We start from the raw sequence: 11,265 nt of genomic DNA, 5'->3' as shown, positions 1-11,265 counted from the left end.
GAGTGCTGGGATAACGCCCCGATGGAGCGTTTCTTTGGGAGCCTTAAATCAGAGTGGGTGCCAGAAGATGGCTACAACTCTGAGCATGAAGCCCGCATAGACGTGCAACGCTACGTGATGCGTTACAACAACGTCAGGCTCCATAGCTACAACGGCTATCGTTCACCGGTAGCTATGGAAAAACTGGCGGCATGAAAACCGTAACTGGTGTCCAAAATTAGTTGACCAGTTCAGGCTCGCTCCTACAGGGTTTGTGGTTGGACACAAAATTGTCTGAATGCCAGAACCCCTGTAGGAGTGAGCCTGCTCGCGATAGCTATCTATCAGACACATCCAGTCAATAGTGTGCCCCACCCACTTGAATCCACAGAGCTAGCCTTCTCATGACCTGATCATGGGAGGCAAAGGAATGCCGGATTTACCTGCCGCAAATCGATTGCGAATCGGCCGCTATGCCGAAACCAGTCGAATTTATCTGTTAACCACCAACACGCTTCACAGGGCCCCGGTTTTCAAGGATTTCACCTTGGGCAGGCTGGTGGTCGATCAATTTCGAAACGCACAGAATCTAGGCTTTGCAAGCTCGTTGGCCTGGGTGGTCATGCCAGATCATTTTCATTGGTTAATTGAGTTGCAGAAGGGGTCATTGAGTGAGCTGATGCAGAAAACCAAGTCGATGAGTACCAAAGCCGTGAAGCAGTCTACCGGTCGAACCACCAGTCTCTGGCAGAGAGGATTTCATGATCGGGCACTGCGACGGGAAGAGGATTTGGTGAATATGGCTCGATATGTAGTAGCCAACCCGTTGCGGGCTGGGCTGGTGGAGAAGCTTGGTGACTATCCGTTGTGGGATGCGATCTGGGTTTGAGCTGAGACCGTGTCGCCTCGATCGCGAGCAGGCTCACTCCTACAGGGGAGTGCGTTCCAAATGTAGGAGTGAGCCTGCTCGCGATGCAGACGACTCAATCCCTCAGTCCAGCTCACACCCCTTGAGCACCAACCGGATAATCGTCTGCGCTGCCGCTTCGTAATCTTCTTCATCCAGCTTGGCCTTGCCGGTGATGGCGGTGATTTGCCAGTCGAAGTCGGCGTAGGTCTGGGTCGCGGCCCAGATGCTGAACATCAGGTGGTTGGGGTCGATGGGGGCGATTTGCCCACGGTCGATCCAGGTCTGGATGCACTCGATGTTGTGTTTGGCCTGGCCATTGAGCTGTTCGACCAGATCGCTGCTCAAGTGGGGCGCGCCGTGCATGATTTCGCTGGCGAACACCTTGGACGCGAAAGGCAGGTCGCGGGAGATGCGGATTTTTGAGCGAATGTAGCCGCTGAGCACTTCACCGGGCTCGCCGTCCGGATTGAACGGTGTCGAAGCCTGCAGGATGGGCTCGATGATGCTTTCCAGGACCTCGCGGTAGAGGTTTTCCTTGGATTTGAAGTAGTAGTAGACGTTGGGCTTGGGCAATCCCGCCTTGGCTGCGATGTCGCTGGTTTTGGTCGCAGCGAAGCCTTTGTCGGCGAATTCCTCACTGGCGGCACGCAGGATCAGTTGTTTGTTGCGCTCGCGGATAGTGCTCATAAACCGGGTGATTCCTTGCCTGTTCTGGCGGTTGCGCATGGTATCACCGGCCTCGCGCGGCGCTCAAGAATGCACCGCGACCCGTGACGCCGCGCTATGCTGCTGCGCATTCATTGCAGAAGGAAACCCGATTCATGGCAGGAAGCAGTTTGCTGGTGCTGATTGACGACATCGCCGCCGTACTGGACGACGTGTCATTGATGACCCAAATGGCCGCCAAGAAAACGGCCGGCGTACTCGGTGACGACCTGGCACTCAACGCCCAGCAAGTCAGCGGCGTGCGTGCCGAGCGGGAAATCCCGGTGGTCTGGGCGGTCGCCAAGGGTTCGTTCATCAATAAACTGATCCTGGTGCCGTCGGCGCTGGCCATCAGTGCGTTCATTGCGTGGCTGGTCACCCCGTTGTTGATGGTCGGCGGTGCCTATCTGTGCTTCGAAGGCTTTGAAAAACTCGCCCACAAGTTTCTGCACAGCAAGGCCGAAGATCAGGTCGAACATGCTGAACTGGTCGAGGCGGTGGCAGACCCGGCGGTGGATCTGGTGGCGTTCGAAAAGGACAAGATCAAGGGTGCGATCCGCACCGACTTCATTCTCTCGGCGGAAATCATTGCCATCACCCTTGGCACCGTGGCCGGTGCGCCGTTGAGCCAGCAAGTCATCGTGCTGTCTGGGATCGCAATCGTCATGACCATCGGCGTCTATGGCCTGGTGGCGGGTATCGTCAAGCTGGATGACCTTGGACTCTGGTTGACTCAAAAGCCCGGGCAGATGGCGAAAAGCATCGGTGGCGCCATTCTGCGTGCTGCGCCGTACATGATGAAGAGCCTGTCGGTGATCGGCACGGCGGCGATGTTTCTGGTCGGTGGCGGCATCCTGACCCACGGTGTGCCGGTGGTGCATCACTGGGTCGAAAGTGTCGGTGCTGCGGCGGGTGGCGGCGGATTTATCGTGCCGGTGTTGCTCAATGGAGTGGCGGGGATTGTCGCAGGGGCGGTGGTGTTGGTTGGCGTCATGGCTGTCAGCAAAATCTGGAAGGCCCTGAAGGGTTGAATTCAGAACTCTTCCTACAAGCATACATAACAAATGTGGGAGCGAGCTTGCTCGCGATGAGGCCATATCATTCAACATCTAAGTTGACTGAAACACCGCCATCGCGAGCAAGCTCGCTCCCACAGGTTTTTGTGTGGCCGAATTACTCGGCGATCTGCAACTTGCGCGCTTCGGTATACACGTAACGCACTTTGTCGTACTCGAACGGCGAGTTCGTCTGGCCATAGCGGAAGGTGGTCTGGTAGCGCTTGTCGATGCCGCGCAGGATCAACACTTCCGGATGGTTGGAGCTGACTTCGGCCACGTTGAGGAAGTTGATCGCACTCTCGGCCGAGTAATCCACCACCAGGCCGCCGGTATCACGCAGGTTCGACGGACCGAGGATCGGCAGGACTAAATAAGCGCCACCCGGCACGCCGTAGAAGCCCAGGGTCTGGCCGAAGTCTTCGCTTTGGCGCGGCAGGCCCATGGCGGTGGCCGGGTCCCACAGGCCGGCGATGCCGATGGTGGTGTTGAGCAGCAGGCGCCCGGTGGTTTCCAGCGAGCGCTGGCCCTTGAGTTGCAGCAGGCTGTTCATCAGATTCGGCACGTCGCCGAGGTTGTTGAAGAAGTTGCTGACGCCGGTGCGCAGGAAGTTCGGGGTGACGTAGCGGTAACCATTGACCACCGGCAGGAACACCCATTGATCGAAGCGGTAGTTGAAGTGATAGACGCGCCGGTTCCACTCTTCCAGCGGATCGTAGACGGTCAGCGCGCTGAGGGTTGAACGCTCGAACTCACGCTGGTCCAGACCCGGGTTGAATTTGAGTTTGCTCAGCGGTTCCTTGAAACCATCACTGTCGACGACCACGGGGGCGTTGGCTTTGCTGTTGTCGGCATTGGCGACGCCTGCACAGAGTAACGCTGCGAAAAGCAGGAGGTATTTAGCCACGGAAGAACTCCAGCATGGCGTCGCTGTTGACGCGGTAGTTAATGTTTCCGCAATGGCCGCCCAGCGGGTAAACGGTCAGGCGATCGCCAAAGGTCCGGCGCAGGAAACCGAGGTCGCCAGGGCCGAGGATCACGTCATCGGCGTTGTGCATGACGGCGATTTTCGGGCTGTCGTGCAGATAATCCTTCAGCGCATACAGGCTCACTTGGTCAATCAGTTGCAGCAGGCTGCCGCCGTCGGTACGGGCGCGCCACATCGGGATCACTTGTTCGGTGATGTAGCAGTCGAAGTCGCATTGCAGCGCACGCTTGAGGAATGGCGTGAGGCTGGTGCCCTCGGTGATCGGGAACTTGGGTGGAGTGATCAGGCCGCGACGGTTGACCAGGTCCGAAGTGAAGGCAATGTCGGCCGCCGAAAAGCGGAACGAGGTGCCGATCAACATGGCCATCTGCTCGTTGGACAGTTGCTGCTTGGACTGCTGGAAGTCGTAGAGCAGGGCGTCGTTGAGGTCGATGTAGCCCTTCTGCTGGAAGTAGCGGGTCAGTTTGTTCAGTACCAGCTCATAGAACGTGGTGCTGTTGTTGATGCCCTTGACCTCGGTCTGGACCAGCTTGTCGAGGTTGGTGATCGAGGTGTAGAGGTTGACCGGCGGGTTGAGCAGCAGGACTTTCTTGAAGTTGAAGCTGCGGCGGGTTTCGTCCAGGTGCGCGACGAAAGCGGCATCCAGTCCGCCCAGGCTGTAGCCAGTCAGGTAGTAATCGGTGACTGGCAGTTTCGGGTTTTGTGCCCGCACGGCCTGCATCACCCGGTACAGGTCTTCGGCGTCCTCCTTGGAAACACCCGGTGTGGCGAAGCGTGATGCAGCGCTCATGAAGTCATAGCTGGTGGGCGATGACAACTGCACCACGTGGTAGCCGGCTTTGTAGTAAAGCTTCTTCAGGTATTCGTTCAGGGTGCTGTCATAGCGTGCGCCGGTGCCGGCGATCAGGAAAATCAGTGGTGCGGCGTGATCCTGCGTGGCAATGCGGTAGTCGAGTTTCTTGACCGCCCAGAAATTATCCGGCAATTCGAACGCCCGTTCCGGACGCAAGGTGACGCTGCGCACTGTCTGATCGATGTCATCGTCCAGGGGCAACTCCGGACGCAAGTCCGGCGGCGTGGTCGCGATGGTCGCCTCGAACGGGTTGGTCAGGGGGTAGCCATAACTGGCGGCATCTATATCGACCGCCAGTGCGGACGCACTCAAAATAAGGCCGCCAAACAGGGCGGCGAAGCGCAAGGAACGGAGCATGACTAAATCCCTTAGAGGAAGGTGCCGAATGAATTTCGCAGGCTATGACCATCGGATCTGCGTCAAAGTGCCAACCATCGGCACCAAACAGGCCCGATTGCCCAATAGTAGTAGCTGGACGATACACTTTGCCGCGATTGAAAGACCAGTTAACAGTTGTTATCGCTTGCGTAACGCTTTCGGGTGATTAAGCTGGCCGCCGTTTTTCGCCAATTGGAGTGTTTCATGTCTCGCCGTCTGCCCGTGTTTCTGCTGCTTGTATTGCTGCCTGTATGGCTGGCCGCCAGTTATGGCGCGCGTTATGGCTTCATGGAGGATGCGCAGTGGGTCGGCATTTGCGTGGATGAGGCAAGTCGCTGGGAATGCCAGGTGCGATCGAACCTGGGGCTGATGATCCACTTCGGGGTGCTGGGCTGGGCAGCGCTGGGTGCGGCGATCATCGGCTTTGTCGTGCCGGGGCGGGCGGGCTGGTGGCTGGCGGTGCTGGCGCTGGCGTTCGGGTTTCCGGCGCTGGCGTTGTACAACACGACGCTGGCGGTGTTTGCGGTGGTGATTGCGGGGCTGCGGTTGGTCAGGGCGCCTCGTAGCGCCTGATAGTCCGTCATCGCGAGCAGGTCACTCCCACAAGGATCATTGTCGTACACAAACTCTGCGTTCACTGAGTAACCCTGTGGGAGCGAGCTTGCTCGCGATGAGGCCAGTCAGGTCGCTAAAGTGTTAAACCTTGCGAACCCGCAGGCAACGCCACAACGCAGCCACCATCAACACACTCACCAGCCCCCAGCCCCAGGCCTGCTGGTTCTGCAAACCTTCACGAAACAGCTGCGGCGCAATACCGACACCGATGATGAAGGTCAGCAACGCAACCTCGCGGCGCGGCACATTCACCGGGCGGCACAGATAAACCAGCGCAGGCACGATGAACGCGACACTCGGGAAGCTGCGATAACGCGGGTCGAATACCAGTTCCAGCATCATCACGGCTGCAGCGAAACCTGTCGTTGCAACCAGCCAGCCAGCACGGCGCTCCAGCCAGTTGAAAGCCTGGCCGCGCCAACCGCTGCGAGGACTCAATGTCAGCGTGGCATGGGCCAGCACCAACAGATTCAGCGCGGTCAGCAATCCGACCCACAACCATTCACTGGTAAAGCGCGTGGTCACCCGTGCCAGGTCACCCCAGGCGCCAATCGAGCAGGCCGCCAATGCGCTGAGCAGGGGCAGCAACAGTGCCGAACGCGTCGTGCGAACCCGGCCGCCGAGCAGCAACGTGCCGATGAAGATCAAGCCACCCACCGCCAGCCATTGCGACCAGTAGGGTACGTTTGTCACTGGCCCGGCCAGCACGCCCTTGTCCTGGCGATCGGCATCGAACAGCCCCCAGTAACCACCCACTGCACCTTCACTGGCGCGTTTCCATGGCTGGTCGAAGGCTTCGATCAGGTTGTAGTGCCAGCCCCGTTGCTCGGCCATGGCGACAAAGCCGCGAATGAACCTGGCTTCGTTGACCCGGCTAGGTACAGCGATTCTTCGTTGACGGCCTTCACTGGGCCAGCCGGTTTCCCCGATAAACACTTCCTTGGGCGCGAACATACCGCTGAACRACTCGCGCACAGCAGCAAGTTGCGACAGGGAGACCTCGACGTCCCAAGGGTAATCGCCCCAGTAAGGCAACAGATGGATAGTCACGAAGTCCACCGATGGAGCGATTTCGGGATGCTTTTGCCAAAACTCCCAAACGTCAGCGTAGGTGACGGGTTGTTTGACTTGGCTTTTGACTCGCTCAATCAGTTTCACCAACTGCTTGCTGGTGACTTCCTTGCGCAAAAGGGCCTCGTTGCCGACGATTACCGCAGTAACCACGTCCGGGTTGGCGTTGGCTTCGGCGATCAGTAGCTCCACTTCCTTGGCTGTGTCCACCGGGTTGCTGTTCACCCATGCGCCAATCATCATTTTCAAGCCATGCTTGCGCGCCAGTTCCGGCAGGGCTTCGAGGCCGGTCATGGAATAGGTGCGGATGCATTCGAAGCTTTTGGACAGTAGCGCGAGGTCGGCATCCATGCGTTCGGGGCGCAGCTTGAAGGGCTGGTCGAACGGCGATTGATCCTTGTCGAACGGTGTGTAGGACGCGCATTGCAGCTTGTGCGTTGCGCTGGCCACGTCCGGCAATATCACCGGTTTACCGAGGTCGTACCAGAAGCCGCCCAGGGCAAACAGCCCGAGCAGGCAAGCGAATAGATAAGCAGCAAAAGGGAAGCGGGATGTCGCGGACATGGAAAGGCCGTGTGGGAGCAAAGCGGCGCATGTTACCTGCATTTACCGTGTGCTTGGTGGCCCGCATGATTTTGACATGCAATGTTCGGGCGGAGTCTGCGGTGCGTTGGTCGCGCTCAAGATTAATGGCGTTCTGATGTCGTTTCTCGTTGCCTCGAGGTCGCTGGCAGAGCAGGTCGCCAAGAGCGTCAGGTTGATCATCGAAGGCGTCAGTACTCCGCTGATGTTCGAACGAGTTTGCGGTTAGGCGTGATGGGGGCGCTGTGCACCATAACAATACGTTTAAGCGACTCGGCATCCGTCGAGTGCAGCACTTTCGGGGAAGTAACGATGAAGATGCGACGACTCTTGGGCGCAGGTGCCGCTTTGGTGCTGGCGATCAGCTCTACCGTGGCCAGTGCCGCCGGCAAGGAAGTGACGATCGGTTATGTCGACGGCTGGTCTGACAGTGTCGCCACGACCAACGTGGCCGCAGAAGTGATCAGGCAGAAACTCGGATATGATGTGAAGCTGCAAGCCGTCGCCACCGGGATCATGTGGCAAGGCGTGGCCACCGGCAAACTCGACGCCATGCTGTCGGCCTGGCTGCCAGTGACCCACGGCGATTACTGGACGAAGAACAAGGATCAGGTCGTCGATTACGGCCCGAACTTCAAGGACGCGAAAATCGGCCTGATCGTGCCGGAATACGTCAAGGCCAAGACCATTGACGACCTCAAGACCGACGACACCTTCAAGAACCGCATTGTCGGCATCGACGCCGGTTCAGGCGTGATGCTCAAGACCGATCAGGCGATCAAGGACTACGACCTGACCGGCTATCAACTCAAGGCCAGTTCTGGCGCCGGCATGATCGCCGAGCTGACCCGTGCCGAGAAGAAAAACGAATCCATCGCAGTGACCGGCTGGGTGCCGCACTGGATGTTCGCCAAGTGGAAACTGCGCTTCCTTGAAGATCCGAAGGGCGTGTACGGCGCGGCTGAAACCGTGAACAGCATCGGCAGCAAGGGCCTGGAGGCCAAGGCGCCGGAAGTGGCCAAGTTCCTGAAGAACTTCCAGTGGGAATCCAAGGATGAAATCGGCCAGGTGATGCTGGCGATCCAGGATGGTGCCAAGCCTGAAGCGGCGGCGAAGGATTGGGTCGCCAAACACCCTGATCGTGTGGCTGCCTGGACTAAATAACAGGCACCTCGCTTTACCCTGTGGGAGCGAGCTTGCTCGCGATTGCGGTGTAACAGACAACAACGATGTTGGATGTTATGGCCCTTTCGCGAGCAAGCTCGCTCCCACAGTTGTTTTGTACATGCTGGAAATTGGCGAATCCGTCATGTGGTTCTAAGACTAAGGTCGTCTGGAACCTGCCCCGCAGCCGCATAGAGTGGATACCGTTCCAACTAAATCTGTGCTGCGAGGATAAAAACAATGAACGACAGCATTTACCTCTCGATTCAAAACAGCCCGCGCTTCAAGGAGCTGGTTAGCAAGAGGGAACGATTCGCCTGGATTCTTTCGGCGATCATGCTAGGGCTTTACTCCGCCTTCATCCTTTTAATTGCTTACGGGCCGCAAGTGTTGGGGACGAAAATCAGTCCCGAGTCTTCGATTACCTGGGGCATACCGATCGGCGTCGGGCTGATTGTTTCGGCCTTCGTCCTGACCGGTATCTACGTACGACGTGCCAATGGCGAGTTTGACGACCTGAACAATGCGATTCTCAAGGAGGCTCAGCAATGATCCGGCGTCTACTGGCTCTATTGAGCATCGCGGCTTTTGCACCGGGCGCCTGGGCGGCAGAAGCCCTGACCGGTGAAGTGCATAAACAACCTCTCAACGTCGCCGCGATCCTGATGTTCGTGGTGTTCGTCGGTGCAACCCTGTGCATTACTTACTGGGCCTCCAAGCGCAACAAGTCGGCGGCCGACTACTACGCGGCGGGCGGCAAGATCACCGGGTTCCAGAACGGTCTGGCGATTGCCGGCGACTATATGTCGGCCGCCTCGTTCCTGGGGATTTCCGCGCTGGTGTTCGCTTCCGGCTATGACGGACTGATCTATTCGATCGGCTTCCTGGTGGGTTGGCCGATCATTCTATTCTTGATCGCCGAGCGTCTGCGTAATCTGGGCAAGTACACCTTTGCCGACGTGGCGTCCTACCGCCTGGGGCAAACCCAGATCCGCACACTGTCGGCCTGCGGTTCGCTGGTGGTGGTGGCGTTCTACCTGATCGCCCAGATGGTCGGTGCCGGTAAGCTGATCCAGCTGCTGTTCGGTCTCGACTATCACGTCGCGGTGATCCTGGTGGGCGTGTTGATGTGCCTTTACGTGTTGTTCGGCGGCATGCTGGCGACCACCTGGGTGCAAATCATCAAGGCGGTCCTGTTGCTGTCCGGCGCTTCCTTCATGGCGCTGATGGTGATGAAACACGTCAACTTCGACTTCAACCTGCTGTTTTCCGAAGCGATCAAGGTTCACCCTAAAGGTGAAGCGATCATGAGCCCTGGTGGCCTGGTGAAAGATCCGGTCTCGGCGTTCTCCCTCGGCCTGGCATTGATGTTCGGTACCGCTGGCCTGCCGCACATCCTGATGCGCTTCTTCACCGTGAGTGACGCAAAGGAAGCCCGCAAGAGCGTGCTGTACGCAACCGGCTTCATTGGTTACTTCTACATCCTGACCTTCATCATCGGCTTCGGCGCGATCCTGCTGGTCAGCACCAATCCGGCCTTCAAAGACGCGGCCGGCGCGTTGCTCGGTGGCAACAACATGGCGGCGGTGCACCTGGCCAACGCGGTCGGTGGCAGCATTTTCCTGGGCTTCATCTCGGCCGTGGCGTTCGCGACTATTCTGGCAGTAGTGGCCGGTCTGACCCTGGCCGGTGCGTCGGCGGTGTCCCACGACCTGTATGCCAGCGTTATCAAGAAGGGCAAGGCCAACGAGAAGGATGAGATTCGTATTTCGAAGATCACCACCGTTGCTTTGGGTGTGTTGGCCATCATTCTGGGCATTCTGTTCGAAAGCCAGAACATCGCGTTCATGGTCGGCCTGGCGTTCTCCATCGCGGCGAGCTGCAACTTCCCGGTGCTGCTGCTTTCCATGTACTGGAAAAAACTGACCACTCGCGGTGCGATGATCGGCGGCTGGATGGGCCTGATCAGTGCTGTAGGCCTGATGATCCTTGGCCCGACCATCTGGGTGCAGATCATGCATCACGAGAAAGCCATCTTCCCGTATGAGTATCCGGCGTTGTTCTCGATGATGATTGCCTTTGTCGGGATCTGGTTCTTCTCGGTTACCGACAAGTCGACTGCGGCTGACAATGAGCGGGCGCTGTTCTTCCCGCAGTTTGTTCGTTCGCAGACCGGGTTGGGGGCGAGTGGGGCGGTTTCGCACTAAGCGTTCGGTTTGACTGTTTAAGTTGTGTTGAATGGAAATGCCCTGGTCGAGAGATCGGGGCATTTTTTATTGGGCGGTAATCGACCCGAATTTCGTGGATGTACCGATTTACTGTAGGAGCGAGCCTGCTCGCGAAGGCGGCCTGGCAGCCGACCTGTCTTTTGTTTATCGCGTACATATCCATTCCTGCGGTAACGGCGGCTTATGGTTCCGCTCTTACAGCCAGCCCTTTCAAGGTGTTTTCCCTTTATGGGCCTTGAGCACCCGATCCGTCGACACATGAGCATGCGCAGCTTTGCCGTCCAGCCACTCCTTGGGTTTGGCGATTTTGGGACCACGTAGGCTTTTGGCCACTTGCTTGGGCTTGATATTCCTGGCGAGCGCCAACAGTCGCGTTGCCAGCGTTTCTGAGGTCGTTTGAAGTGTCAGGTAATCCGAGGGCAGTGCGATCTGCATGCCCTCGTATCCGCTACGCACTTGTACCGTCAGATGGAAGATCGAAGCTTCCCAGCCTTCGGGCAATGTCTCGCGATGAGCCTGTTCCACGCTGCGCTTGAGCACTGCCAGGACGTTGTAGGCCAGGATCGCTGAAGCAAATCCCAGCAACGCCGCCCGCGGAGCGCCAAGGCTTTCGATTTCACTGTCCAGCACCGATTCCAGGCGCTGGAACATCCCTTCGATACTCCAGCGACGACGGTATAACTCGGCGATCTGCCCGGCGCTGACGGTGTCGGGCAAGTTGCTCCAGAACCACATCA

At 58.1% G+C, this 11,265-nt stretch carries 11 protein-coding genes and 1 pseudogene; 7 read left to right on the top strand and 5 right to left on the bottom strand.

The window, feature by feature from the left end:
* Together AC1DU9_RS28460 and AC1DU9_RS28455 are read left to right on the top strand one after the other, a co-directional pair.
* On the top strand, nt 1–195 hold a 195-nt coding region (locus AC1DU9_RS28460), incomplete at its 5' end, for an integrase core domain-containing protein (RefSeq protein ID WP_457265921.1).
* 214 nt (nt 196–409) lie between these two features.
* Entirely contained in the window at nt 410–868 is a 459-nt protein-coding gene (locus AC1DU9_RS28455; protein ID WP_477811137.1) for an REP-associated tyrosine transposase, read from the top strand.
* A gap of 102 nt (nt 869–970) precedes the next feature.
* On the opposite strand, the gene AC1DU9_RS28450 is transcribed toward AC1DU9_RS28455, so the two are convergent.
* The gene (locus AC1DU9_RS28450) at nt 971–1,576 is read right to left on the bottom strand and encodes a TetR/AcrR family transcriptional regulator (RefSeq protein ID WP_223463908.1); all 606 of its coding nucleotides are present in this window, start codon (nt 1,574–1,576) and stop codon (nt 971–973) included.
* 134 nt (nt 1,577–1,710) lie between these two features.
* Here AC1DU9_RS28450 and AC1DU9_RS28445 point away from each other — a divergent pair, with 134 nt between their 5' ends.
* Nucleotides 1,711–2,625, top strand: coding sequence for a DUF808 domain-containing protein (locus AC1DU9_RS28445; protein WP_223463909.1), 915 nt, complete (start codon nt 1,711–1,713; stop codon nt 2,623–2,625).
* Between the two features lie 142 nt (nt 2,626–2,767).
* Here the strand turns inward: AC1DU9_RS28445 and AC1DU9_RS28440 are convergent, their stop codons facing one another.
* Both AC1DU9_RS28440 and AC1DU9_RS28435 read right to left on the bottom strand, forming a co-directional pair.
* A complete protein-coding gene (locus tag AC1DU9_RS28440; protein WP_108218693.1) occupies nt 2,768–3,556 on the bottom strand; it encodes an MlaA family lipoprotein in 789 nt (262 codons plus the stop codon).
* The gene (locus AC1DU9_RS28435) at nt 3,549–4,847 is read right to left on the bottom strand and encodes a serine/threonine protein kinase (RefSeq protein ID WP_223463910.1); all 1,299 of its coding nucleotides are present in this window, start codon (nt 4,845–4,847) and stop codon (nt 3,549–3,551) included. The genes AC1DU9_RS28440 and AC1DU9_RS28435 overlap by 8 nt, the downstream gene beginning before the upstream one ends.
* A 225-nt stretch (nt 4,848–5,072) precedes the next feature.
* On the opposite strand from AC1DU9_RS28435, the gene AC1DU9_RS28430 reads away from it, so the two are divergent.
* A complete protein-coding gene (locus tag AC1DU9_RS28430) occupies nt 5,073–5,441 on the top strand; it encodes a hypothetical protein (protein ID WP_223463911.1) in 369 nt (122 codons plus the stop codon).
* A 123-nt stretch (nt 5,442–5,564) separates the two neighbouring features.
* On the opposite strand, the gene AC1DU9_RS28425 is transcribed toward AC1DU9_RS28430, so the two are convergent.
* Nucleotides 5,565–7,160, bottom strand: a complete 1,596-nt coding sequence (locus tag AC1DU9_RS28425) for a glycoside hydrolase family 17 protein (protein WP_477811136.1) — start codon at nt 7,158–7,160, stop codon at nt 5,565–5,567.
* 288 nt (nt 7,161–7,448) lie between these two features.
* On the opposite strand from AC1DU9_RS28425, the gene AC1DU9_RS28420 reads away from it, so the two are divergent.
* The 3 genes from AC1DU9_RS28420 (at nt 7,449) to AC1DU9_RS28410 (ending at nt 10,507) form a co-directional block, all read left to right on the top strand.
* Nucleotides 7,449–8,300 carry a glycine betaine ABC transporter substrate-binding protein gene (locus AC1DU9_RS28420; RefSeq protein ID WP_223463913.1) on the top strand — a complete coding sequence of 284 codons (852 nt, stop codon included), beginning with the start codon at nt 7,449–7,451 and terminating at the stop codon, nt 8,298–8,300.
* 240 nt (nt 8,301–8,540) lie between these two features.
* Nucleotides 8,541–8,852: a DUF485 domain-containing protein gene (locus AC1DU9_RS28415; RefSeq protein WP_008020577.1), complete on the top strand. Its 312-nt coding sequence runs from the start codon at nt 8,541–8,543 to the stop codon at nt 8,850–8,852.
* On the top strand, nt 8,849–10,507 hold the full coding sequence (locus tag AC1DU9_RS28410; protein WP_477811135.1) for a cation acetate symporter: 1,659 nt from the start codon (nt 8,849–8,851) through the stop codon (nt 10,505–10,507). Before AC1DU9_RS28415 ends, AC1DU9_RS28410 begins: the two co-directional genes overlap by 4 nt.
* Before the next feature lie 231 nt (nt 10,508–10,738).
* Here the strand turns inward: AC1DU9_RS28410 and AC1DU9_RS28405 are convergent.
* Nucleotides 10,739–11,265 (bottom strand): annotated as a pseudogene (locus AC1DU9_RS28405) (IS4 family transposase); the annotation flags it as partial.

The organism is Pseudomonas sp. P4_C1 (assembly GCF_056402155.1).
The sequence above is the reverse complement of the archived record's forward strand: the minus strand, read 5'-3'. Positions and strand labels throughout refer to the sequence as shown.

What these genes read in the sequence shown, in the direction of transcription:
- AC1DU9_RS28445 (WP_223463909.1), top strand. Translation starts at nt 1,711, where the DNA reads ATGGCAGGAAGCAGTTTGCTGGTGCTGATTGACGACATCGCCGCCGTA.
- AC1DU9_RS28415 (WP_008020577.1), top strand. Translation starts at nt 8,541, where the DNA reads ATGAACGACAGCATTTACCTCTCGATTCAAAACAGCCCGCGCTTCAAG.
- AC1DU9_RS28450 (WP_223463908.1), bottom strand. Translation starts at nt 1,576, where the DNA reads ATGAGCACTATCCGCGAGCGCAACAAACAACTGATCCTGCGTGCCGCC.
- AC1DU9_RS28410 (WP_477811135.1), top strand. Translation starts at nt 8,849, where the DNA reads ATGATCCGGCGTCTACTGGCTCTATTGAGCATCGCGGCTTTTGCACCG.
- AC1DU9_RS28455 (WP_477811137.1), top strand. Translation starts at nt 410, where the DNA reads ATGCCGGATTTACCTGCCGCAAATCGATTGCGAATCGGCCGCTATGCC.
- AC1DU9_RS28430 (WP_223463911.1), top strand. Translation starts at nt 5,073, where the DNA reads ATGTCTCGCCGTCTGCCCGTGTTTCTGCTGCTTGTATTGCTGCCTGTA.
- AC1DU9_RS28420 (WP_223463913.1), top strand. Translation starts at nt 7,449, where the DNA reads ATGAAGATGCGACGACTCTTGGGCGCAGGTGCCGCTTTGGTGCTGGCG.
- AC1DU9_RS28435 (WP_223463910.1), bottom strand. Translation starts at nt 4,847, where the DNA reads ATGCTCCGTTCCTTGCGCTTCGCCGCCCTGTTTGGCGGCCTTATTTTG.